19 protein-coding genes are annotated in these 23761 nt (G+C 56.2%); 13 read left to right on the forward strand and 6 right to left on the reverse strand.

Going from position 1 to position 23761, the window contains the following annotated elements:
- Window positions 1-7: 7 nt before the first annotated feature.
- Window positions 8-1177, reverse strand: a complete 1170-nt coding sequence (locus tag RT657_RS07120) for an ROK family transcriptional regulator (protein ID WP_313653384.1) — start codon at window positions 1175-1177, stop codon at window positions 8-10.
- Window positions 1178-1472: 295 nt separating this feature from the next.
- Between RT657_RS07120 and RT657_RS07125 the strand changes: the two genes are divergently transcribed.
- The 5 genes from RT657_RS07125 to RT657_RS07145 are packed head-to-tail and all read left to right on the forward strand — an operon-like array spanning window position 1473 to window position 6502.
- Window positions 1473-2720: an extracellular solute-binding protein gene (locus RT657_RS07125; RefSeq protein WP_313653386.1), complete on the forward strand. Its 1248-nt coding sequence runs from the start codon at window positions 1473-1475 to the stop codon at window positions 2718-2720.
- Between the two features lie 9 nt (window positions 2721-2729).
- Window positions 2730-3638, forward strand: coding sequence for a sugar ABC transporter permease (locus RT657_RS07130; RefSeq protein WP_313653387.1), 909 nt, complete (start codon window positions 2730-2732; stop codon window positions 3636-3638).
- On the forward strand, window positions 3628-4467 hold the full coding sequence (locus RT657_RS07135; protein ID WP_313653389.1) for a carbohydrate ABC transporter permease: 840 nt from the start codon (window positions 3628-3630) through the stop codon (window positions 4465-4467). Before RT657_RS07130 ends, RT657_RS07135 begins: the two co-directional genes overlap by 11 nt.
- A gap of 2 nt (window positions 4468-4469) precedes the next feature.
- Window positions 4470-5417 carry a carbohydrate kinase family protein gene (locus RT657_RS07140; protein ID WP_313653391.1) on the forward strand — a complete coding sequence of 316 codons (948 nt, stop codon included), beginning with the start codon at window positions 4470-4472 and terminating at the stop codon, window positions 5415-5417.
- 2 nt (window positions 5418-5419) lie between these two features.
- Window positions 5420-6502 (forward strand): sn-glycerol-3-phosphate ABC transporter ATP-binding protein UgpC, encoded by a 1083-nt coding sequence (locus RT657_RS07145; protein WP_313653393.1) that lies wholly within the window; start codon window positions 5420-5422, stop codon window positions 6500-6502.
- A 158-nt stretch (window positions 6503-6660) separates the two neighbouring features.
- Here the strand turns inward: RT657_RS07145 and RT657_RS07150 are convergent, their stop codons facing one another.
- Window positions 6661-8601: a methyl-accepting chemotaxis protein gene (locus RT657_RS07150; protein WP_313653394.1), complete on the reverse strand. Its 1941-nt coding sequence runs from the start codon at window positions 8599-8601 to the stop codon at window positions 6661-6663.
- 501 nt (window positions 8602-9102) lie between these two features.
- On the opposite strand from RT657_RS07150, the gene RT657_RS07155 reads away from it, so the two are divergent.
- Entirely contained in the window at window positions 9103-10239 is a 1137-nt protein-coding gene (locus RT657_RS07155; RefSeq protein WP_313653395.1) for a Fic family protein, read from the forward strand.
- Between the two features lie 67 nt (window positions 10240-10306).
- Here the strand turns inward: RT657_RS07155 and RT657_RS07160 are convergent, their stop codons facing one another.
- The 4 genes from RT657_RS07160 to RT657_RS07175 all read right to left on the reverse strand — a co-directional run bounded on the left by RT657_RS07160 (window position 10307) and on the right by RT657_RS07175 (window position 13381).
- The gene (locus tag RT657_RS07160; protein WP_313653396.1) at window positions 10307-10645 is read right to left on the reverse strand and encodes a YebG family protein; all 339 of its coding nucleotides are present in this window, start codon (window positions 10643-10645) and stop codon (window positions 10307-10309) included.
- Between the two features lie 149 nt (window positions 10646-10794).
- Window positions 10795-11589 carry an SIR2 family protein gene (locus RT657_RS07165; RefSeq protein ID WP_111138400.1) on the reverse strand — a complete coding sequence of 265 codons (795 nt, stop codon included), beginning with the start codon at window positions 11587-11589 and terminating at the stop codon, window positions 10795-10797.
- Entirely contained in the window at window positions 11586-12146 is a 561-nt protein-coding gene (locus RT657_RS07170; protein ID WP_313653397.1) for a non-canonical purine NTP pyrophosphatase, read from the reverse strand. The genes RT657_RS07165 and RT657_RS07170 overlap by 4 nt, the downstream gene beginning before the upstream one ends.
- Before the next feature lie 500 nt (window positions 12147-12646).
- On the reverse strand, window positions 12647-13381 hold the full coding sequence (locus RT657_RS07175; protein WP_313653398.1) for a GntR family transcriptional regulator: 735 nt from the start codon (window positions 13379-13381) through the stop codon (window positions 12647-12649).
- Window positions 13382-13894: 513 nt separating this feature from the next.
- On the opposite strand from RT657_RS07175, the gene RT657_RS07180 reads away from it, so the two are divergent.
- The 7 genes from RT657_RS07180 to RT657_RS07210 all read left to right on the forward strand — a co-directional run bounded on the left by RT657_RS07180 (window position 13895) and on the right by RT657_RS07210 (window position 23115).
- Entirely contained in the window at window positions 13895-14344 is a 450-nt protein-coding gene (locus RT657_RS07180) for a PTS sugar transporter subunit IIA (protein ID WP_313653399.1), read from the forward strand.
- 48 nt (window positions 14345-14392) lie between these two features.
- Entirely contained in the window at window positions 14393-14665 is a 273-nt protein-coding gene (locus RT657_RS07185; protein ID WP_111138388.1) for a PTS sugar transporter subunit IIB, read from the forward strand.
- A 40-nt stretch (window positions 14666-14705) separates the two neighbouring features.
- Window positions 14706-16079, forward strand: coding sequence for a PTS ascorbate transporter subunit IIC (locus tag RT657_RS07190; RefSeq protein WP_313653400.1), 1374 nt, complete (start codon window positions 14706-14708; stop codon window positions 16077-16079).
- Between the two features lie 508 nt (window positions 16080-16587).
- On the forward strand, window positions 16588-18150 hold the full coding sequence (locus RT657_RS07195) for an aspartate aminotransferase family protein (RefSeq protein ID WP_313653401.1): 1563 nt from the start codon (window positions 16588-16590) through the stop codon (window positions 18148-18150).
- A gap of 1 nt (window position 18151) precedes the next feature.
- Complete coding sequence (locus tag RT657_RS07200) at window positions 18152-19444, forward strand: lysine N(6)-hydroxylase/L-ornithine N(5)-oxygenase family protein (RefSeq protein WP_313653402.1); 1293 nt, start codon at window positions 18152-18154, stop codon at window positions 19442-19444.
- A 1-nt stretch (window position 19445) separates the two neighbouring features.
- Window positions 19446-21800, forward strand: a complete 2355-nt coding sequence (locus tag RT657_RS07205; RefSeq protein WP_313653403.1) for a GNAT family N-acetyltransferase — start codon at window positions 19446-19448, stop codon at window positions 21798-21800.
- A gap of 85 nt (window positions 21801-21885) precedes the next feature.
- The gene (locus RT657_RS07210; RefSeq protein WP_313653682.1) at window positions 21886-23115 is read left to right on the forward strand and encodes an MFS transporter; all 1230 of its coding nucleotides are present in this window, start codon (window positions 21886-21888) and stop codon (window positions 23113-23115) included.
- Window positions 23116-23761 lie beyond the last annotated feature (646 nt).

Below are 23761 nucleotides of genomic sequence, written 5' to 3' on the forward strand. Positions count from 1 at the left end.
TTCCCGCCTACTTCATCAGCACCTGAAACTGCGGGTTAAACTCATCGAAAATCGGCAAGGCGGCCGCACCCAGCGCCGCCGTGTCACTGCCAGTCATGCCCCGCTTCAGTCGCATATCCAGAAGATAACGCCCGCGTACCGACTGATAGAGAGGCGGCAGTCGCTCAACCATCTGTTCCAGTAACGGCGCAGGCATCATGCCGCCGATAATCACCGCCTCAGCATCAAACACCGACTCCAGAATATTGATCGCCTGACGGAGTGGCGTGGTCACGCTCTCGATCCAGGCCGTGAAACGTGAAGGTTCAGTCTGCAGCAGATCTTCTGGCAGCGCCCGCATCGGATCGAGGCCGCAGAACTCATAAGCAGCCTGCAGCGAGACATAACGTTCCAGGCACCCCTGATTGCCGCAGTAACAGGCGCGGCCACCCGGCTCCACCACGATATGACCGATTTCCCCCGCATTATGAGCGTGGCCGGTGTAGAGATGACCGTCGGTGAAGATCCCGGCGCCCAGGCCAGTGCCGATATAGAGATAGATAAAGGAGTTGAGATGGCGGGCACAGCCGTGAAAGCGTTCCCCAATGGCGGCGACCGTGGCATCGTTTTCCAGCGTGACCGGCAGACCGCTGATGGCGGTCAGCTCCGCCTCAATATCGACCTGTTCCCAGCCATTCAGCGTGGTCGGTCCGACCGAAGAAATGCCCTCCACGCCAAACGGCCCCGGCATCACCACGCCAATCCCCAGCACCTTCTGCCACTGCGCGCCCAGGAAAAAGCGCATCTCCGCCAGCACGTCGGCAATGCACGCCAGCGTGGCAGCCGGCTGGGGCTTCTGCACCATCACAAGGCGACGAAAGTGGACTTCGCCGCTGAGATCGACCAGTACCAACAGCAGCGTCTGATGATCGAGGTGAATGCCGATGGACCAGGCACTGGTAGGATTAATCGTGACCGGAATCGAGGGCTGGCCCCGTCCGCTGCGGCGTGGCTGGCGGCTGGTCAGCAGCCCGGCCTGCTCCAGTTCGGCCACGATGTTTGACACGGTCTGCGGCGTCAGCGACGTCATGCGGGCCAGCTCGGCCCGGGTCAACTCCCCGTGCAGACGAATGGCTTCAATTACCACACGCCGGTTGTGCGCCCGCGCATGTTCAAGGTTGGTTCCCGAGGTTTTCATGTTGTTTTCCATTACAGCGGGGCCTGACAGTATTGAGCCACGGAGCTGGTCGGGCAAACAATATCTTTGATGCTGTACGCAATTCTGGCGCGTTGCGATAGGCAATTTTGCCATAAAAGCGCAGTCTGTGTTTCAGCGTTGTTACGGAAATGTTCACGAACCGCGAACTGAGTGGCACGCCGTTTGCTTCTGTCTCTCAGGCCATTTCACCCGATGGCCCCGTTTACGCCCCGGATTAAATCAATCAAATTGATTTAATTAACCGACAGCCTGTTGCTGCATAGTGGAGAAGACCATGTCACAGCATTACATCCCCCAACTGAAAGCCGGTTTTGCTGCCTTACTGATGTTCAGCGCAGGCAGTGTGGCGGCGGCCAGCCAGATCAATGCCCTGTTTATGACTCAGGCGGCTTACAGCGAAAATGATATCCGCGCGATGACGCAGAGTTTCCAGCAGCAGCATCCCGATATCAGCGTCAATCTTGAGTTTGTTCCTTACGAAGCACTGCATGACAAGATCGTGGCGGCGCGCGGTGCCGGCGGTAACGGCTACGATGTGGTGCTGTTCGACGCTATCTGGCCGGCCGAGTTTGCCCGTTTTGACCTGCTGCAGGATGTCAGCGCCCGCATTACGCCAGAGGAGAAAGAGAAGGTCTTTCCGGGCGCGATGAACACGGTGGTCTACAAAGGTAAAACCCTGGGCATGCCGTGGATCCTAGACACCAAATACCTCTATTACAATAAGGCGATGCTGGCGAAAGCGGGCATTACTACCCCACCGCAGACCTGGCAGCAGGTTCTGGATGACGCGAAAATTATCAAGCAGAAACAGATCGTCACCTATCCGCTGGTCTGGAGCTGGTCGCAGGCTGAGGCGCTGGTGTGCGATTACACCACGCTGGTATCCGGCTTTGGCGGGCAGTTCTACCAGAACGGTAAACTTAACTTCTCCAGCCCGGCCTCACTGAAAGCACTGAATCTGATGAAAAGCTCGCTCGATGAAGGCCTGAGCAATCCGGCTTCGCGTGAATATCTGGAAGAGGATGTCCGCAAGTCATTTTCTAATGGCGACGCGGCGTTCGCGCTGAACTGGACCTACATGTACAACATGGCGAACGATCCGAAGCAGAGTAAAGTCGCGGGCGATGTAGGCATCATGCCTGCGCCAGGCGATGCACCGGGTAAAGTCGGGGCGGTGAATGGATCGATGGGACTGGGGATCGCCAAAGGCAGTACGCATCCTGATGAAGCCTGGCAGTACATTCAGTATATGACCTCCCAGCCCGTGCAGAATCAGTACGCGAAGCTGAGCCTGCCGATCTGGAAATCCTCTTATCAGGATGAGGCGGTGAAAAAAGACCAGGAAAGCCTGATTGCGGCGGCGGACAAATCGCTGAACGTGATGTTGTCACGTCCGGAAAAAGCTGACTACTCCCGCCTCTCAAACCAGCTCCAGCAGCAGTTGCAGCAGGTGTTACTTGGCAAAATCCCGGCCCAGGATGCGATGGCAACCGTGGATAAAAGCGCCGCCCGGCTGCGTTAAGGAGCCATGATGCTGAGTCTGCGTCAACGCGAACAGCGTCAGGCATGGGTGCTGCTGGCACCCATGCTGCTGGTGATGCTGCTGCTCACTGCCTGGCCGCTGCTGCGTACCATCTGGTTGAGCTTTACTGATGCTGCGCTGATTGGCAGTGGTGAGGCGCCGGTCTGGGTGGGGCTTGAAAATTACCTCTATGCGCTCGGCGATCCTGATTTCCGGGCGTCGATCTGGCGTACGCTCTATTTCACGGTGGTCTCCGTCTCGTTCGAGGGCATCATCGGCGTACTGGTGGCGCTGCTGCTCAACCAGAAATTTGTCGGGCGCAACATCCTGCGGGTGCTGGTGATCCTGCCCTGGGCACTGCCGACCATCGTTAATGCGATGATGTGGCGGCTCAACTTTAATCCCGATTATGGCAGTATCAACGCCCTGCTTACACAGCCTGGCATCCTCGACGGATACCGCAGCTGGCTGGGATCGCCGGATGCCGCCCTGAACGCCGTGATGTTCGCGGATATCTGGAAAAACTATCCGCTGGTGACCCTGCTGGTGCTGGCGGCCCTCCAGTCGATCCCTGACGATCTGTTTGAAGCTGCCAGACTGGATGGCGCGTCCGCCTGGCGTCGTTTCCGGGCAATTACCTTCCCGGCGATCGTCGCGCCGCTGGGCGTTGCACTGGTGTTACGCACAATTGATGCCTTCAAGATATTCGACATCATCTATGTGATGACGCGCGGCGGACCGGTCGACAGCACGAAAACCCTGAGTTTTTTCGTCTATCAGGAGTCGTTCAGCTACCTGCGTGCCGGCAGTGGTGCCGCTTACGCGATACTGATGACCCTGATGTGCGCCCTGCTGATCACGATCTATCTGCTGATGTTGTGGCATCAGCGCCGCCGGAGTTCCGCCTATGAAAACTAAACTGCGCCGGGTGCTGCGTTACGGGGCCGCGCTACTGGTGGCGTTCTCTATTCTGGCGCCGATGGGCTGGCTGTTTCTGATGAGCGTCAGCTCGGCCAGCGACCTGTCACGTGTGCCGCTTGAGTGGCTGCCGCGTCAGTGGGATTTCAGCCGTTATCAGAGACTGATTTCGCTGGCACCGAACCAGCCGGGCACGATTTTCCTGCACGCGCTGGGGAACAGCCTGCTGGTCGCCACTGTCGCCACGGCCATTTCGCTGTTGCTGGCGATACCGGCGGCGTTCAGCTTCTCACGCTACAGCGGCCGCGAGGCCTGGCTGTCCGGCGCGCTGGCGATTTATATGGTGCCGCCCGTGGCCTTTGTGCTGCCGCTCTACTTTCTGCTGCAGCAGCTCGGGCTGCTCAATACCCGCCCCGGTCTGGTGATGGTCTACTGCTCGCTGATCCTGCCGTTTCTGACCTGGATGCTGAAAAACCAGTTCGACGCGCTGCCGCGCGATATCGAACAGGCTGCGCGTCTGGATGGCCTGCGTTTCTGGCAGGTGCTGCTCCGCATCACGCTGCCGCTGGCTAAGCCGGTTCTCGGCGCGGCGGCCCTGTTTGGCTGGCTGCTGGCCTGGGATGAGTTTTTCTATGCACTGCTCTTCACCAGCAATATTTCGGCACAGACCCTGCCTGTCGCCATCGCCGGTTTTACCGCCGGACGCGCGACCGACGATGGGCTGATCGCGGCGATTGGTATTCTGGCGTCGGTGCCGCCACTGTTCATCGCCATCTGGCTGCAAAAGACGCTGGTCAGCGGTCTCACCAGCGGCGGAAGTAAGGGATAATCATGATCGGGACTACCGCATCCACCCTCTACGTGGTGGGCAATATCAATGTCGATTTAATCATGAGTACGCTCGGCGAGTGGCCGCAGCGCGGCACGGAAGTGATGCTGCAGCACAGCGAGCTACGCCCCGGCGGCTCTGCCGGAAACTGCGCGCTGGCGCTGGAGGCGATGCAGGTGCCCCACCGGGCTATCGCGAATCAGGGCGACGATGGATTCAGCCACTGGCTTGCCAGCCATTTTCCCCACAGCGCCGCACACTGGCCGCGCTACCCCTGTGAAACCTCGCTGACGGTCGGGGTGACCCACCCCGATAACGAGCGATCCTTTCTCAGCAATTATGGCCATATTACCGTGCTGACCGCAGAGGATGTGCTGACACAGCTGCCTGCGCAGGCGATGCCGGGCGACATCGTGCTGCTGTGCGGTACCTTTCTCTGCCTTGAACTCTATCAGCACTACCCGACGCTACTGGCGACGCTGCAGCAGCGCGGCTTCTGTGTGGCCGTGGATACCGGCTGGCCGCCTGCGGGCTGGAGTAATGAAGTTCGCCTGCACGTCGGCCACTGGCTGGCGGCGTGCGACTGGCTGCTGCTCAACGAGGTGGAAGCACTGGGGTTAACGGGCGCGGCCCGGCTGGACGAAAGCGGTACCTGGCTGGCCGCGCGACTCAGCGGTCGTGGCGGCTGCGTGATCAAGTGCGGCGCTGAGGGCGCACGACTCTGGTCGGCCGCTTCGGTGCAGTATGCCGCCGCACAGCCGGTGACGGTGGTCGACACCATCGGCGCCGGTGACAGTTTCAATGCCGGATTTCTCGCCGCGCTGCTCTACGGTCAGCCATCCCATACCGCGCTGCGCTGGGGCATCGATGTGGCATCCCGGGCGATAAGCAGCTCACCCCGCTGCTATCCCAGCTGGCAACAACTCCAACTTTCCAATGAGGTGCGCTGATTATGGCCCGTGTTGAACTTGTACAGGTGGCAAAGCGTTACGGTAAACAAAGCGTGCTGCATCCACTGGATTTAACCATTCCCGACGGCAGTTTCACCGTGCTGGTGGGTCCTTCCGGCTGCGGTAAATCGACCCTACTGCGGCTGCTGGCTGGGCTCGATACCGTTTCTGGCGGCGCGATCATGCTGGACCAAAAGCGCATCAACGACCTTGATCCGGCTGACCGCGATATCGCCATGGTATTTCAGAGCTATGCGCTCTATCCGCATCTTACCGTTGCCGAAAACCTCGCTTTTCACATGCAGGTTAAGAAGGTGAAGCGTGAGGAGCAGAAAAGTAAAATTGCCCGTATCGCGGCAATTCTGGGCATCGATCAGCTGCTGCAGCGCTATCCCCGCGCGCTGTCGGGCGGACAGCGTCAGCGCGTGGCGATGGGCCGGGCGATGGTGCGAAATCCGCAGGTTTTTCTGTTCGATGAGCCGCTTTCTAACCTTGATGCGCAGCTGAGGATGGAGCTACGTGCCGAGATAAAATCGCTGCATCAGCGTTTCAGGACGACGATGGTGTATGTCACGCACGATCAGGTTGAAGCGATGACGCTGGCGGACCAGATTGTGGTGATGAAAGAGGGCGTGATTGTGCAGCAGGGTGCGCCGCTGGCGATCTATGACCGTCCGGTTAACACCTTTGTGGCGCGATTCATCGGTTCACCGCCGATGAATCTGCTGGCGGCCCGCTTTGAGAAGCGGGACAGCCTGCCGGGAGTGCGCTGTGGCGAACAGTGGCTGCCGTTGCCGCGACGCTGGCATGACGCCGCACAGCGGCAGGCCGATCAGCCGGTCACGCTGGGCGTGCGCCCGCACGATCTGCTCAGCGATGCCAGCGGCCAGCCCGCCACGGTCAGCATCGTGGAGATCACGGGCGAATCGACGCTGTTACATCTCAACTGGCAGGGCTTTCCGCTGCATCTGCAACTCAGCGGGCGCAGTGACGCGGTACCGGGTGGCACGCTGCCCGTGACCGTTAACGCAGACAAAATGCACCTGTTTGACGCCAGCAGCGGTGTGCGGCTGAGGGAGCAGTGATTCATTAAGGTCAGCCGCTGATTCAGACGGCTGACCCGGTTAACACGATGTACCCGCCACGGTAATACACTCGCGCGCGCCACAGAAACGTTTGTATCTTGCGGCGCACGCGGACCGCCTGAGCCGCCGCATGCTTCAGATGCGGCGGCACGCAGGATTTACGCCAGATGAAACTGTTCCACTGTCTGCGCCAGTTGCTGTGCCTGATCTTCCAGCGAGCTGGCGGCAGCCGTCATCTGCTGCACCAGTGCGGCGTTCTGCTGAGTGGTGCCATCCATCTCGTTGACGGCAATGGTGATCTGGCTGATGCCGCGCGCCTGTTCATCGGAGGCCGTCACCATCTCGCTAATAATTCCCTGTACTGAACTCACCGCCTGCATCATCGCCTGCATGGTCTGACCGGCATCGTTAACCAGCCGGACGCCACTTTCGACCCGGACGCTCGACTCCTCGATCAGGGCACCGATCTCTTTCACCGCGTTCGCACTGCGCTGCGCCAGGTTGCGCACCTCCGAGGCGACTACCGCAAATCCGCGCCCCTGCTCTCCCGCCCTTGCCGCTTCCACTGCCGCGTTCAGGGCCAGAATATTGGTCTGGAAAGCGATGCTGTTAATCATGGTGGTAATATCGCCAATCTTTTTCGAACTGTCGTCGATCTGTGCCATGGTCTGCACCACCTCGCCGACCAGCGAGGCACCCCGGCTGGCGATATGTGTGGCGTTTTCGGTCAGACTGGTCGCCTGTTTCGCGTTGTCGGCGTTCAGCCGGATGGTGGCGCTGATCTGCTCCATGCTGGCGGCGGTCTGCTCCAGGGCCGCCGCCTGTTCTTCAGTGCGCGAGGCCAGATTGAGGTTGCCGCTGGCGATTTCCCCTGCGCCCTGCCGCACCGATTCACTGGCATCTTTTATCTGACCGACGATCTGACGCAGCTGATTCTGCATCGTTTCCAGCGCGAAGAACAGGCTGTTGCGGTCGCCCTTTTTCACGCTGATGGGGTTATCCAGCTTGCCGTCCGCGACCGCCAGCGCAATGTTCGCCGCCTCGATGGGCTCGCCGCCAATCGGCCTTAATACTTTACGGCTGAAGAGCATGCCGAGTACGGCTCCGACCAGCAGAATACTGACCGCCATTAGCAGTACTGCCCACATCCGTTGCCGATCAGCAGCAGCCATCACCTGACTGACGGGTGCCACCACGCCGAGATACCAGGGTTTGTCGCTGTTGCCGATCACCACTGGCTGCCAGGTCATCAGTGCGTTTTCACCCAGCACGGGATCAAAATGTTCGACAATCTTCGCGGTAAAATTGTCCTTCTGGCCTTTCCACGCTTTTCCGGCTTCCTCTTTCACCGGCGAAGAAACCACCTTGCCACCATTTGAAAGCAGCAGAGCATAACCGGTGCCCTGCCAGGGTTTGATCTGATTCACCTGCTGCTGCAGTGAGGCCAGGGAGATATCAGATGTCACAATCGCCTTCAACGTTCCCTGATCGATGATGGCGGCGGCAACGGAAGTGAGCAGTGTCGGTACGCCGTTGTAGGCATAGCTATAAGGTTCTGTCAGGGTATCCTTTTGTGATTTTTGCGGAATCAGATAATAGTCTCCCTGACCTGGCGTCAGATAGGAGAGCAACGGATGCATGGCGTAGTTGCCGGCAGCATCGCGATCCACAAACCAGGCGTAGCGGCCTTCCGGTGCCTGACCGGGCTGTGAGGCAAACTCGGCATCGCGACCGTCAAACGCATTTTTTTCGAATATCACTGACATTGACAGGTAATCAGGGTTAGCACGTAGTGCGTATTCCATGACCTTATCGGCAACTTTTCTGTCTGTAATCCCGGCCTGGGGCAACGCGATCAGGCTTTGTCCAAGATGACTGGCGACATCGCGTGCATGGCTTAGCGCCTGCTGAACCTGAAGAGCGCGACTCTGTGCAATCTGCTGCAGATACTCTTCGGCCAGCGACTTCTGTTCACGAGCGGACTGCCAGCTCAGGACGCCAATGGTGACGCTGAATCCCAGCATGATTGTCAGCCCGCCCATGACCAGCATCTGGGCACGGGTGCTCATCTTTTTTTTATGTGTTACGTGGCTCGCCATAACGATTCCCCTGAAAGTTACCTGTTTCTTGTTCTCCCTGTGATTCTGGTGCTCCCGTGATCTTTTATCGGCGGTGATTTTTTGAACTTTAATGGCGGAGCCGGACCGGCGGAAAGGATGTGGGGGGAAATTGATTGGAATAGTGATGCTGCGCTGGAGCTGAACGGGCTTTTTTTGATCTGAAACAATACTGCCGCCTGGTATTACTGTCAGTTTATCGCCATCGCTGTTGCAGCTTTGTCACCGAGGAGAGTTCAATGATGAGTAAGCCCCTGGCTATTGGAATGATCGTCTGGTTAGCCTATGTCGCCTGGATCGTTCACTACTATTCAGACACCTTTATGCAGTTCTCCCGCTAAATAAACAGGGCCTTCAGGCCCTTTTTCTTCTCTTCCAGGTCAGCAGGTTGGCCAGTGAGCCTTTTATTCGCTATTATCACCTCATTTCATGAGCCGAATAACCTCATTTATTCGGCTCATCCACTCTGATCGTGAGCTGCTTATGAGCGTTACCTGGATCTGGCAGCAGCCGGACTGGCCCCATTTTCACTGGCAGGATGCGGTGCTGTTACCGCGCCTCCGCCATCTCCAGCAGCAGCGCGGCCTGTTGCTGGGCCGTGCCAGCCTGCAAACCGACGGCGAAACACAGACACTGGATACCCTGCTCAGCAATATTCTCTCCTCCTCCGCAATTGAAGAGGAGCGGGTCAATGTGCAGTCAGTACGTTCGTCACTGGCACGTCGGCTCGGTGTGTCGGAAGCACAGCCTTATCCGGTCTCCGATCGCTCAGAAGGGCTGGCCGCCATGATGCTGGATGCGATCAATAACCGTAGCCAGCCGCTGACGCTGGAACGTCTTTATCAATGGCATCACTGGCTTTTTCCGGCGGATGAGTGGACGGTGCAGCGCCTGAGCGTCGGTACACTGCGCGGCAGCGAGCCAATGCAGGTCATTTCAGGACGCTTTGACAGGCCCACGGTCCATTTTGAAGCGCCGCCGCGTCACGGGCTGGAACCCCTGCTGGCGCAGTTTATTGCATGGTTCAACAGCAGCCAGCAGGATGTGATGCTGGACCCGCTGCTCCGCGCTGCCATCTGCCATTTGTGGTTTGTCACCCTGCACCCGTTTGATGATGGCAATGGTCGTATCACCCGTGCGTTAACCGATCTGGCGCTGGCGCAGGCGGACAGCCAGAGCATTCGCCTTTACGCCATGTCTTCCGCTATTCTGGCGCAGCGAACCGGCTATTACCGCATTCTTGAACAAACGCAAAAAGGCGACCTCGATATCACGCCCTGGCTGGTGTGGTTTCTGGATATCCTGAACGAGAGCCTGCAGCAGGCGATGCAGGTCATCGAACGCACGCAGAAGAAAGCGCGTTTCTGGCTGCGGCATCAGGGAAGCGGATTAAGCCCTGAACAGGTAAAGGTGATGAACCGGTTGCTGGATGGCGGGGAGCAGGGTTTTGAGCTGGGCATCAGCGCCAGTCAGTATCAGAAAGTAGCGAAGGTGAGTAAGGCAACTGCAACGCGACATCTGGCCGATCTGGTGGAAAAAGGCTGTCTTTACAAACTGGAAGGCGGCGGCAGGAGCACCCGTTATCAGGTTAACCACCAGGAAGAAAAGAGAAGAACATAGAGCAGCGCGGGCCATCAGGCCAGGCAAAAACAGCATTGCCGGAAGCGAACCTTCCGGCAATGTGGGATTATGCGGCTTTAACGGCGCGCACTTTCTTTGTCACGGGTTCGTCTGCCTGCTCGCTGGCATCCTGATCGGAAACGGCGCCGGACTTCGACGCGCTGGCCGCTGCCGGCAGCTTGCTGGTGCGCAGAATATGCTGAACAGCATCTTTCTGATCGGCCATGAGCAGGCCCAGGGTTTCTGCCTGAGATTCGCCCATATCAGGCTGCTGCTGTAACAGCCAGTCGGTGAAGGCTTCGGCCATGTCGAGCATTTTGTCGTAGGCATCGGCCTCTTTCTTATTGGCAAACGTCATCTTCTCTTCACCCTTTCTGACTACTACAAATTTTGTTTCAACAGCCATCTTTTCGCCCTCAGGTACTGTGTATACATACAGTATATCATGCCAGCGATGCATTACCAGCAGAGAATAGCGTTTACGGGTTGAGCGCAGTCAAGCCCTGCCCACCCACCGGTTTTTTCAGCGCCGCTGGCTGCCAGTTACCCGGCGGATTACACCAGCAACTCCTCAAGGAACATCGCCAGGGCTTTGCGCGGATCGTCCTCTTCGGAGACGATCACTTCGATCCCCCACTGCCCCAGTACCTCTTTCGCCACCGGATTATTCCGGTTGGTGAACAGGTACGATTTTGGCCGCGCGGTCGCCAGCCCGGTACGTCCCCACATTTTGGTCAGGCGGTAAAACAGCAACCGGATATTGAAATCGCTGATGCTGTAGCCGACAAAGAGGACGGAGTTGCCCATGACGTCGTGCGTCAGTTTGATATCGAGCGGCGAGTCAAAATAGAGGCGTTCAAAATAGCTGCTCTCATCGAGCACGATGGAGGTGTCATCGTCAAAGTCACCGTGCAGCTTGATAATATGGCGTTTGTCCTCGGTAAGAGAGACGAGGTCGGCCGCATTGGCCACTTTGTAATAAGGCACACCGTTGGCGTCATGCGCTGCTTCCAGCCAGCGGTCATAATTGGTGGTGTAGATACGGGAGAAATTCCCCTGGGTGATCATGGTATGGATTTCAGAAGACCGGACATCGATATCCGGTCGATGCCATTCACGATCCATCCAGCTACGCAGCGGGCCGAGCGAGCCTTTCTTCTGTTTGTAATACTCCGCCAGCGACAGGTGCGTTCCATAAGTGTTGAAAATTTTGGGATCGTAGCCCAGCTCGTTGGCAAGATGCGCAATCAGTTCATGCCATTCCGGAAGACCGAAATTGCGCGAGATACCCGCCCCGGCGAACAGGATCAGTTTGCCGGAGTCATAAGCACGCTTGAGTTCTGGTTTCATGCCACGCTCCGTGAGGTTTTTAAAAAGGTGGCAAAGCGATCCAGCGCGATACGCCGCATCGAGATCTCATTTTTGAGTTCGCCCATTTCGGCGAAGGTCTGATCGTAACCTTCAGGGATAAACACGCAGTCCCACTGAAAACCACGTGTGCCGGCGGGTTCTGCGGCGATGGTGCCGCGCAGTTCACCCGAAAACTGATACATTTTGCGGCCATCGCAGTAGCCGAGCACCGTCTTGGCGGTCACGGCCTGGCTGTCGAGTCCCTGTACCAGCGCAGTAAAACGGTCAGCGTCCAGACGGTTCCAGAAAATGCGGGTCAGTCCGGCGGGCAGACCGTTCAGGCCATCCAGATAAAGGCCGGTGTGTTCGACAAACAGCGGGCGCCCTATCAGGGAAAAGGCTTTGGTGAGTTTGTCGCGCACCAGGTCCAGCTCGTTTTCAGTCTGTATCTCTTCGATGCGACGGGCGATGGGCAACACTTCGACCCCGACAGGCTCGAGAATTTTGCGCACCTCCGCCAGTTTTTGCTCATTGGCAGAAAGGAATCTGATTTTCATGAGGCTTCCAGGTCAATTACTCCGGCACGCCGTGAGGATTTTTATGAGCTCAGGCGGGCAGGATAAATCACTAACGCTGGAGAGTGTAGTTCAATTCCGATGTTATCCGCTGGCCTGAGACAGAACCGGTCAGCTGTCTCTGCCGGTTCAGTAAACCATGCCGGGGGGCACAGCCCACTATGCCGCTTATTTTCACAGCATGAGGTGGTTAAAATCGATAAGCTGGCACAAGTTTGCAGAAAAGGTCTTATACACGGGCTGATGCCGGGATGGGCAGATAAAGCGAGCGCGCGCGCTGCAGCACTCTGTTTAATGGCGGAAACAGGATAAGGCCTGGATGGCTGAGCAAATAAAAATCTGGTTATCCGGTGCGATTCACTTTGGTGGAAATAGCAGGCACTCTCTTTGGCGTGGTTATTTTACCCCACAGACCACTCTTTTTTTCTGTCTGCTGAGTGGCTGCAGCTTTACAGCCAGCCGCGAAGAGCAGACGGCAGAAATCAGGGCCGCTGAGAGTTTTGTTTTAACGGAAAATAGCGGGTATTGATGATCGCAATATTAACCTCGCAGGGCACCCCGTCGTCGAGATAAACGGTTTCATTTATCTGGATGACCGCATCACCGGGTGTTAAATTCAGCAGCGTCAGAAACTCACTGTGCATGAGATTAATCGCCGTCAGATGCTGATCTCTGAGCTGAACCTTTTTTCCGGTAACCTCTTCAATATAGGCATATTTCGAGATCTCCAGCTTACTGAATTCCATGCTGCTGAAGAGAGAAACCGGCAGGTGAACTTGTTCAAGCGCCACCGGAATATCATCAAAACACATCAGGCGATGGATCTTATAGATCTGGTCGCTGTTCTTAATCCGCAACGCCTGGGCCATTTCCGCCGAGGGAACTTTGACAATGCTGACCGAAATAATTTTCCTGACGCCTTTATGCCCTTTCCGCTGCGCCTGAAAGTCGAACGGCGAGAGCACATGAAAACGGTGCGCCTGACTGCTCATCTCTGAGGAGCCCACAAAGATCCCCGAGCCTTTTACCCGGTATATCCGCTGCTGTTCTACCAGAATGCGTGTCGCCTCACGGACCGTTGCGCGGGTAATGCCGATGTTTTTTGCGATTGAGATTTCGGTATCCAGTTTTTCTCCGGGTTGAAGGCCATCCTGTTTAATTTTATTGAGGATGTAATCCACCACCTCTTTTTGCTTCTCAGTAATCCCGTCAACCATCGATTTTCTTCCCATGTGAGTGAACAGGCGGCGCCACTTATCCGTGTCATTACCGTTCTGCCTGACATTGCCGGAGGAGTACTACACCGGCACCCTGAATATGTGATCAATTTAACAAATTGACACTGATATTTAGCCTGCATACCAGAATTTGAACTTTACGGGTTGTGTCCGTACACGTCGAAGTACATTATCAGGATGACTAGACATCTTAAAGATGTACAGATGTGATGACATCAGTGGATCCGCTTTTTCACATTTTCGCTGGCAGAGAAAACAGTGTTTAATGACATGAAATAAAAGGATTTTTTATCAGTCGTTACTCATATTCTCTGTTCTGTACACAGCCTGTGATGTCAGGAAATACGGGACAGGCAGCAGTAGTCAGTCAATTTCATCAGAAAGTGACTGTACATGTGCAGCGTAGTCGGGTTCACCAGAGCACACGTATCCCGTCATCCGGGCTCGTGACTTACATAAATTTTATTACGCATTTAAGGCAGGATTAAGACGATGTCAAATCTGGCTGACTGGCTGAATAACGAAAAAGTACAGTACGTGGAAAACGTCGCTGACTGGCGGGAAGCATTAGCCGTGGCGGGACGTCCGCTGCTCAATGAAGGCGCCATATCGCAGCAATATATCGATGCCATTATTCACCAGAAAGAGGAGATCGGCCCCTTTTTTGTGATTGCGCCCCAGATTGCTATGCCCCATGCGCGCCCGGAACAGGGCGCGCATAAACTCGGGTTGTCCGTTGTTTTGCTGGGCAACGCCGTGATCTTTGACGCCGAAGAGAACGATCCCGTAAAGGCGATCTTCATGTTTTCCGCGCCGGACAGTAACAGTCACATCGAAATGATTTCTCAGCTGGCAGAGGTGCTCTCCGATGAAAACATCATGGAGCAGATCTTTGCCGCCCGCAGTCAGCAGGCGCTGATGGCGATTCTGACCGGTGTTTAGCCGGACTGAAGCATCCCCCTTTTCTAAAAACAGTTAACGAGGTGAGCTATGAAAATGATGGCAGTGTGTGGTTCAGGTCTGGGCAGCAGCTTCATGATGGAAATGAACATCAAGAAAGTGCTGAAGACGATCGGTGTTGAAGCAGAAGTGGAACATTCCGATCTTGGTTCGGTCACTCCCGAGGTGGCAGATGTATTTGTCATGGCGAAAGACATTGCCTACAGCGCAAACCTTCCACCTGAAAAGGTCATTATCATCAATAACATCATCGATCTGAAAGAAATTGAACAAAAGATACGTGAGTATTTCGAGAAAAACTGAATGTTGATAAGCAGATAAACACCATACCCTCGAGGTTAATATGTTTACTCAAAACCTTTTGCAGTTCGTCGTCGACGTGCTGAAAGTGCCCTCCATTTTGGTCGGACTGGTGGCATGTTTCGGGCTGGTTGCGCAGAAGAAGCCCTTCCCGGATGTGATTAAGGGAACGGTCAAAACGATTCTGGGCTTTCTGGTGCTGGCAGGCGGAGCGACCGTGCTGGTCGGTTCTCTGACGCCGCTGGGCGACATTTTTAAGCAGGCGTTTGATGTTCAGGGCATCATTCCCAACAATGAAGCGATGGTTTCGATCGCCCTGGCAAAATATGGCGCGCCAACCACGATGATCATGGCTTTCGGCATGGTGGCGAATATTGTTGTCGCCCGTTTTACCCGGCTCAAATATATCTACCTTTCAGGTCACGTTACTTTCTACATGGCCTGTATGATCGCGATTATCTTATCGGTCGCCGGTTTCGAGGGTATTCAGCTTATCTACACCGGCTCCCTGCTGTTAGGTATTCTGATGGCGACTTTCCCTGCCATCGCTCAACCCTATATGCGGAAGATCATCGGCGGCGACCACGTTGCGCTGGCGCATACCGGGACGATTGGCTACGTCTTATCAGGCTGGATCGGCTCGCTGGTGGGCAAGGGCTCTAAGTCCACCGAAGAGATGAACATGCCAAAAAACCTGAGTTTTTTGCGCGACAGCACTATCTCTATCTCTCTGACAATGATGATTATTTATCTCATCCTGTCGGTGTCTGCCGGCAAAGATTATGTGGAATCGCATTTCAGTAACGGTCAGAACTACCTGGTTTACTCCTTTATTCAGGCGATTACCTTTGCGGCCGGTGTTTTTATTATTCTGCAGGGTGTGCGATTGATTCTGGCAGAGATCGTCCCGGCCTTTACTGGTTTCTCCGAAAAACTGGTTCCGGATGCCCGGCCCGCACTGGACTGTCCGATTGTCTTCCCCTATGCACCGAATGCGGTTCTGGTAGGCTTTATCTCCAGCTTTATCGGCGGACTAGTTGGGTTGTTTGTCCTTGGCCAGCTTCACTGGGTATTGATTCTGCCAGGCGTGGTCCCTCACTTCTTCTGTGGCGCGACCGCTGGCGTATTTGGCAATGCGACCGGGGGTAAACGCGGCGCCATCTGCGGTGCTTTTGCACATGGTCTGTTGATTACCTTCCTGCCTGTCGCCCTGCTGCCCGTGCTGGGACAGATTGGCCTGACCAACACCACGTTCTCTGACACCGACTTTGGCGTCACCGGTATTCTTCTTGGCAAAATGGCGCACTTTATGGATAAAGGCACCATTACGCTGATCATCACCGGCATTTTTGCCCTGTTGGTAATTTTCAACTTTATGACCAGAAAGAAAGTGCCTGTGGAACCAAACGCAGGATAAGCTACACCCTTCCAGCCAGAAAGCGCTTTTAGCGCTTTCTGGCTTCATCCCCCCTCCCTGTTACCGGCCTGAACGAAGCTGTTTTATCTCTGTATCGGCCATTCTCCAGACTTAGCATCCACAGCCATTTAAAGCCTGTATCCCGTTCACTTGCCCGGTGAGCATTCATCCCAGCTTCGCTAAAAAAGGACGATTCCGAATCAAAATCGTGATCAATATCACATTTGCAACATAAGGATGGCTAATAAATAAAATTTCACAATAAAACAATTGAATGCAAATGATTAACATTTACAATCTCATCCGCATATAACAAAGCGTTTAACGCTGATTAGTCCACAAATAATCTGTGGCATTGCATCTTTTTAAGGTGAAAACACTCAGCCAGCTGATGGCCGGGTTTTTGTCTGGTTAGTTAGTTTTATGTTTACTGGAGTTGTTGAGCGGACATCCGACGCTGCTGATTTTTGTCAGCAGGGTACCCGGTATTCACGCACAGGAACTGAACATGCTTTTACGCTCATCCACCCAGGCGGCACGGGAATCCGCGCCTGCCCCCATTGCCAGCATGGCTGAAACCGCCATTTTTAACGATCAGCAACTGGCAGCCTGGTCGCAGCAGACTCAGGAGGTGCTGGCGCTGATGACCCGCACCGTCACCGGCGTAGAGAAACCCTTTAGCGGCATTCTGCCCCATGAGCTGGCGGCCGAGTTCAGCGGGGTCGATCTGGATCAACCGCTGGGCAACAACGAGGCGGCGCTGGCGGAGCTGAGCCAGCTCTATCTGCGTGACGCCGTCTGGTTCCACCATCCCAAATATCTGGCCCATCTGAACTGCCCGGTCGTGCTGCCCTCTCTGATGGCTGAGCAGATCATGGCGGCCGTTAACAGCTCAGTCGATACCTGGGATCAGAGTGCCGGTGGCACGCTGATTGAACAGAAGGTGATTGACTGGACGCTGGGTCGCATCGGCCTGCCTGGCGGCTCCGATGGGATCTTCACCAGCGGCGGCACGCAGTCCAACCTGATGGCCATGCTGCTGGCGCGCGACAGCTGGTGTGCGGCACATCATCCCGGCCATCTGATCAAGCAGCGTGGTCTGCCGGAAACCGCATCTAAATGGCGGGTTTTTACCTCGAAACTCAGTCACTTCAGCATCCAGAAATCGATGGCGATACTGGGGCTGGGCTATGACGCCGTGATCGCCGTAGATCATGACGAACACTACCGTATGGATGAGGTTGCGCTGGAGCAGGAGATAGCACGCTGCCGCAGCGAAGGGCTGATTCCGATTGCCGTTGTCGCCACCAGCGGCACCACGGATTTCGGCAGCATCGACCCGCTGCCGGCCATTGCCCGACTCTGTAAAGAGTACGGTCTCTGGATGCACGTTGATGCGGCTTACGGTTGCGGACTGCTGGTCTCTGAGAAGCACCGCTCACGTCTGAGGGGTATCGAACAGGCGGATTCGGTGACCGTCGATTATCACAAATCGTTCTTCCAGACCGTCAGCTGCGGCGCGTTCTTCGTCCGTGACAGCCAGAACCTGAAGCATGTCACCCACCATGCAGATTACCTGAACCCGCTGAGTGCGCAGCAGGAAGGTACCCCTAATCTGGTTAATAAGAGTATTCAGACCACCCGCCGGTTTGACGCGCTGAAGATGTGGCTGACACTGCGGGTGATGGGACCGACGGCCCTGGGGGAGGCTTTCGATACCCTGATCACGCTGACAGAGTCTGCACATGCACTGTTGAAGGCGCATCCTGCCATTGAAGTCCTGCATGCCCCGGAGCTGACCACCCAGATTTTCCGCTTCGTTCCAGGCAAACAGATCAGCGACGCAAAGGTCGACGAGATTAACGCGTCTATTCGTAAAGCCCTGTTCCGCGCCGGAAATGCGGTGGTTGCCGGCACCAAAGTTGACGGACGCCAGTATCTGAAATTCACGCTACTGAACCCCACCACGACCCCAGCGGACATCGAAGATGTGCTGAGCCTGATCACCTACTATGGCCGGGAACAGATGCGTGCTTCTGCGCTAAGCGCCGTCAAGCAGGGAGCGAACTGAGATGGATAAGCCTGTTTACGATTTTATTGGCGTTGGTATCGGTCCGTTTAACCTGAGCCTGGCCTGCCTGAGTGAGCCGGTCGAGGAGCTGAACGGTCTTTTCCTGGATCAGAATGCGGGATTCGACTGGCACACCGGGATGATGCTGGAAAGCGCCCATCTGCAGACGCCGTTTATGGCCGACCTGGTAACGCTCGCCGATCCTACCAGCCCCTACAGCCTGCTTAACTACATGAAGGAAAAGGGAAAGCTCTACTCTTTCTATATCCGGGAAGATTTCTTCCTGATGCGCAAGGAGTATAACCAGTACTGCCAGTGGGCCAGTTCGCGACTCTCTAATCTGCGCTGGAACAGTCATGTCGATTATGTCAGCTATGATGAGGCGGCAGGCCTCTATCAGCTGCAGGTGACTGACACCCGCAGCGGGGAGAAGCTGCGCTATCTGGCGCGTCATCTGATCCTTGGCACCGGCCCGGTGGCCTGGATGCCCGAGTGCAGCCAGCCGCACCGCCAGCGCCTGACCCACTCCAGCCACTATCTGACGCATAAAGCTGAATTGCAGCAGAAGCGGTCGATCACCGTGCTGGGCAGCGGCCAGAGCGCAGCCGAGATCTATTATGATCTGCTGACCGATATTGACCGCTTTGGTTATCAGCTCAACTGGATCACCCGTGCGCCGCGCTTTTATCCGCTGGAGTACACCAAACTGACGCTGGAGATGACCTCGCCGGAGTGGGTCGACTATTTCCACGCCCTGCCCGCTCACACCCGTGATGAGCTGAATGCCCGTCACAAGAATCTCTACAAAGGTATCAACAGCAGTCTGATCAACGACATTTACGATCTGATGTATGTGAAACAGCTCGACGGTGACCTGAACGTCAATCTCTTCACTCATTCGGCCCTGACCGCGATGCGCTGGCTGCCACAGGGCGAATTTGAACTGACACTTCATCAGGAGGAGCAGGACTGCACCTTTACCCGCCGCACGGAAGGACTGGTGATGGCAACGGGCTATCACTATCAGCCACCGATGTTTTTGGAAGGGATTGCAGCGCGCCTGCGCTGGGATGACAAAGGGCGTTACGACGTGCAGCGCAACTACAGCATCGACCACCATAATCAGATCTTTGTGCAGAATGCCGAGCTGCACACCCACGGATTTGTCACCCCGGATCTGGGCATGGCCTGCTATCGCAACTCCGTGCTGCTGCGCGAACTGACCGGACGCGAGGTTTACCCGATCGAGCGCCAGATCGCTTTCCAGACCTTCCCGGCTAAGACGGAGCGCTGACATGCAAACACAAACGCTGTTTACGGCCGACCGTCCGGCTGGCCGCTTCACCCTGAGACCGATGCGGGAAGACGATGCACCTCTGATTCACAGCTGGGTCACCCGCGACTATGCCCGTTTCTGGGGAATGCAGTCACACAGCCTGGCGCAGGTTGCCGGGTTTTATCAGACACTGACCGCCGCCGATCCCCATGCGGCGCTGATCGGCTGCTGCAACGACCAGCCGGTCTGTCTGATCGAGTGCTATCGCGCCGCTGACGACGAGATCGGGAAGTTCTACCCGGCCGCGCCCGATGATTACGGCATGCATATCCTGATTGCCCCCGCCAGCCAGCCGATCAAAGCCTTCAGCTGGCAGGTCTTCACGCTGGTGATGGACTACATGTTCAGCCGCCCCGAGGTGAACCGTGTCGTAGTAGAGCCGGACGTGCGCAATGAGAAGATCCACGTTCTGAACCGGCGTGCCGGGTTCCGCTACCAGCATACCGTTGACCTGGGCCATAAAACCGCCTGGCTGGCTTTCTGCCAGCGGGAAGATTATCAACACGCGTTACTGCAGGAGTCGCAGACTATGGATACCCCCGCTTCACTGACCGACGGCACGCATCTGACCGGCGAACACTGGACCCAGGCAAACCGCATGCTGATCCGCAAAGCGATCGCTGAGTTTGCCCATGAAAAAATTATCGCGCCACAGGCCACGGGTGACGACGCATATCAGCTGATGGTGCCGGGCGGTGAAACCAGCTACCATTTCCGCGCCGCACGACTGGCGCTGGACCACTGGGAGATCGACGCGGACTCTCTGCGCAGGCAGGAGAACGGGCGCACGCTACCGCTGGATGCGCTGCAGTTTATCGTCGAATTCAACGCGGAGATTGGTATTCCGCAGCCGCTGCTGGCGACCTACATGGAAGAGATCAGCAGCACCCTGTGCAGCAGCGTCTATAAACGTCAGAAGAATAACCCTGACAGCCAGGCACTGGTTTCCGCCGATTTCCAGACGGTGGAAGCGGCAATGACCGAAGGGCATCCCTGCTTTGTCGCCAATAACGGACGCATCGGCTTTGATGCCCGTGACTATCTGGCCTTTGCGCCGGAGGCCGCCGCGCCGGTTCACCTTATCTGGGTTGCCGTCCATCGCCGCAACGCCCATTTCTCCAGCCTCAGCGAACTGAGCTATGAGCAACTGATGCGCGACGAGCTGGGTGATAGCACACTGAACGCGTTTACGGCTCAGTTAACCCAAAAAGGAGTGGCGGCAGAGGAGTATATCCTGATGCCGGTCCATCCGTGGCAGTGGAACAACAAACTGCTGACGGTGTTTGCCGCCGACGTCGCCCGTCACGAAATCGTCTATCTGGGCACCGGAGATGACGCGTATCAGGCACAACAGTCGATCCGCACCTTCTTTAACCGCAGCGCGCCGTCGAAACGCTACGTCAAAACTGCTCTGTCCGTGCTCAATATGGGCTTTATGCGCGGCCTGTCACCTTACTATATGGCGACAACCCCCGCCATTAATGGCTGGCTGGCCGCGCTGGTCGCCGAGGATGCGTGGCTGAAACGCTGCGATTTCCGCATCCTGCGCGAGGTGGCGACGGTGGGTTACCACAACCGCGCCTATGAACAGGCGATTAAAGGGGATTCTGCCTATAAAAAGATGTTTGCTGCGCTGTGGCGGGATAACCCGGCTGCCAGCCTGCAGCCAGGCCAGCGCCTGATGACCATGGCCGCTTTCCTGCACGTCGATCAGCAGCAGCAGCCTCTGCTGCCCGCGTTGATCGCGGACTCCGGTGTCTCTGCCAGAGCGTGGATCGACCGCTATCTGACCTGCTACCTCAGTCCATTGCTGCACTGCTTCTATCAGCATGACCTGGTGTTTATGCCACACGGTGAAAACCTGATCATGCTGCTGGAGAACAACGTCCCGGTAGCTGCGTATATGAAGGATATTGGCGAAGAGATCGCCGTGATGAACCCGGACGCGGTGCTGCCGGAGGGAGTGCAGCGTCTGGCGGTGGATGTGCCGGAGGAGCTGAAGTTACTGTCGATCTTTACCGATGTCTTTGACTGCATCTTCCGCTTCATCAGCGCGATCCTGCATCAGTCACAGACGCTGCCGGAAGAGGCGTTCTGGCAGGCGGTCGCGCAGTGCGTGAAGGATTACCAGAATGCGCACCCGGAACATGCCACGAAGTTCGCGCGCTATGACATGTTCGCGCCAGCGTTTACCCGCTCCTGCCTGAATCGTCTGCAGCTGGCGAATAATCAGCAGATGATTAACCTCGCCGATCCGGCTGAGAATCTGAAATTTGCCGGAACGCTGGTCAACCCTATTGCCCGCTGGCGCTAGTCGTTACACTGTCACAATTAATCCTGCATGTTATGCGGTCACGCTGGTGGCCGCACTTTTTAGCGTCTTCTCACAGGTATTCATCATGACCTTCTTCCAGCCGATCGCCCGACTGACACGGCGACATCTGATCTTTCCACTGTCGCTGGTGTTATTCGAGTTTGCGACCTACCTTGCGCATGACATGATCCAGCCCGGTATGCTGCTGGTGACGCAGGAATTTAACGTCGGGCCGGAGTGGGTTCCCGCCTCGCTGACTGCTTATCTGATGGGCGGTATTCTGCTGCAGTGGCTGCTCGGACCGCTCTCGGATCGCATTGGTCGTCGTCCTGTACTGCTCAGTGGCGTGGCCTTTTTTACGCTCTCCTGCATCGCGACCCACCTGGTCACCTCCATCGAACAGTTTGTACTGTTGCGATTCCTGCAGGGCATCAGCCTCTGCTTTATTGGCGCGGTCGGTTATGCGGCAATCCAGGAAGCCTTCACCGAATCACTCAGCATCAAAATAATGGCGCTGATGGCGAATGTGGCCCTGCTGGCACCGCTGGCCGGTCCGCTGGTGGGAGCGGCGTTTCTGACCGTCGGTGAATGGCGCACGCTGTTCTGGCTGACAGGCGCCATCGCGGCGCTGGCGCTGGCCGGATTGTGGTATGCCATGCCTGAAACGGCGGGCGATCGTCAGAAACCGCTGTCGCTGGGGTCGATCATCCGCGGTTATGGCGCGCTGTTGAAAGATCGTCAGGTGATGCGTGGCGCGTTCGCCATCGGACTGGTAACGGTGCCCTGCATCGCCTGGGTGGCGTTATCGCCAGTGATTTTAATGCACGGCGGACAGCTCAGCCGCATCGATTATGCACTGTTACAGTTACCGGTTTTTGCCGCCATGATCGCAGGTAACCTGACACTGGGACGCTTATCCAGCCGTCTGTCGATTGAACAGCCCATCAGAATCGGTGCCTGGCCGGTGGTTTGCGGGCTGGTCCTTGCAGCAATCGCCACCCTGATCAACCCACAGAGTTATCTGTGGCTCACCGCTGGCGTCAGTCTCTACGGCTTCGGCACCGGACTGGTCAATGCCGGTCTTTACCGCATGACGCTTTTTTCCAGCCGTGCCGGAAAAGGAAGCGTGGCCGCAATAGTTGGCATGGTGACAATTCTGGTCATCGCGCTGGGTATCGAAGCCGCCAAAACGGCCTGGTTCAGATACGGCACCGGTGGCTTCAGTCTGGTCAATCTGATCTGCGGTCTGTTGTGGCTGGGGCTGGTCTGCGCGTTTCTGCGCGCCGGACAGCGAAAGTTATGCACCGCTTCCTGAACCATTTGCAATAGGGGTTGGGTGTCAGTATCCCGGAATGGCAGATCCTGAAGCCATTCCGCCTGTTGCCGCCGGACTGACCTCCCCGCCGGTTCCGCATAAACAGATTTAAGATAAGCCCTGACCGAAGGGCTACTTCATCTGTGTTCTGCGTCATTCGAAGATGCTCCCGCCTGATAAGGCAAAGGATAAAGAAATTCATCATCAAGACGTTATTTCAGGGTAAATCCTGCACGCCAACACGGGTTGTCAATTCCCTGTACAGCGTCGCATTGTTCTGCTCCATTTTGCCGGTCGAGGTTACAGGGCTTCCGCGGGGATGACGCCCGTTCATAAGCTGATATCGACAGGTGAGACGCGATTGCGATGCAGGCTGATAACTGGTGGCCCCACTCTGAATCGATGGCCAGCAGTCAGGGCGTCCGGTCAGCTATTATCGACGGTGACGCTGCTCAGCGAAGCCAGAGAGATATTTTTAAAGGGCGCGGTTGTCCTGAGGGCTGTTGCTGACACCCGCCATCAGCTGATGCTGACGCGCCAGCCGTCTGTTCAGGCCGCGTGAAAAGGCGTTTGACACATCGACTTTTTACCGATGACATAGCTTAAGACGCAGCATATAAGTACCAGATAATTATTAGCTATTTGG

This window comes from Pantoea sp. (genome assembly GCF_032114055.1).
Lineage (GTDB): Bacteria > Pseudomonadota > Gammaproteobacteria > Enterobacterales > Enterobacteriaceae > Pantoea.

Coding starts and splice junctions, on each gene's coding strand:
- RT657_RS07165 (WP_111138400.1), bottom strand. CDS start 11,589: ATGAAACCAGAACTCAAGCGTGCTTATGACTCCGGCAAACTGATCCTG.
- RT657_RS07175 (WP_313653398.1), bottom strand. CDS start 13,381: ATGGTTGACGGGATTACTGAGAAGCAAAAAGAGGTGGTGGATTACATC.
- RT657_RS07160 (WP_313653396.1), bottom strand. CDS start 10,645: ATGGCTGTTGAAACAAAATTTGTAGTAGTCAGAAAGGGTGAAGAGAAG.
- RT657_RS07130 (WP_313653387.1), top strand. CDS start 2,730: ATGCTGAGTCTGCGTCAACGCGAACAGCGTCAGGCATGGGTGCTGCTG.
- RT657_RS07190 (WP_313653400.1), top strand. CDS start 14,706: ATGTTTACTCAAAACCTTTTGCAGTTCGTCGTCGACGTGCTGAAAGTG.
- RT657_RS07150 (WP_313653394.1), bottom strand. CDS start 8,601: ATGGCGAGCCACGTAACACATAAAAAAAAGATGAGCACCCGTGCCCAG.
- RT657_RS07125 (WP_313653386.1), top strand. CDS start 1,473: ATGTCACAGCATTACATCCCCCAACTGAAAGCCGGTTTTGCTGCCTTA.
- RT657_RS07155 (WP_313653395.1), top strand. CDS start 9,103: ATGAGCGTTACCTGGATCTGGCAGCAGCCGGACTGGCCCCATTTTCAC.
- RT657_RS07140 (WP_313653391.1), top strand. CDS start 4,470: ATGATCGGGACTACCGCATCCACCCTCTACGTGGTGGGCAATATCAAT.
- RT657_RS07135 (WP_313653389.1), top strand. CDS start 3,628: ATGAAAACTAAACTGCGCCGGGTGCTGCGTTACGGGGCCGCGCTACTG.
- RT657_RS07120 (WP_313653384.1), bottom strand. CDS start 1,177: ATGAAAACCTCGGGAACCAACCTTGAACATGCGCGGGCGCACAACCGG.
- RT657_RS07145 (WP_313653393.1), top strand. CDS start 5,420: ATGGCCCGTGTTGAACTTGTACAGGTGGCAAAGCGTTACGGTAAACAA.
- RT657_RS07170 (WP_313653397.1), bottom strand. CDS start 12,146: ATGAAAATCAGATTCCTTTCTGCCAATGAGCAAAAACTGGCGGAGGTG.
- RT657_RS07210 (WP_313653682.1), top strand. CDS start 21,886: ATGACCTTCTTCCAGCCGATCGCCCGACTGACACGGCGACATCTGATC.
- RT657_RS07185 (WP_111138388.1), top strand. CDS start 14,393: ATGAAAATGATGGCAGTGTGTGGTTCAGGTCTGGGCAGCAGCTTCATG.
- RT657_RS07205 (WP_313653403.1), top strand. CDS start 19,446: ATGCAAACACAAACGCTGTTTACGGCCGACCGTCCGGCTGGCCGCTTC.
- RT657_RS07195 (WP_313653401.1), top strand. CDS start 16,588: ATGCTTTTACGCTCATCCACCCAGGCGGCACGGGAATCCGCGCCTGCC.
- RT657_RS07200 (WP_313653402.1), top strand. CDS start 18,152: ATGGATAAGCCTGTTTACGATTTTATTGGCGTTGGTATCGGTCCGTTT.
- RT657_RS07180 (WP_313653399.1), top strand. CDS start 13,895: ATGTCAAATCTGGCTGACTGGCTGAATAACGAAAAAGTACAGTACGTG.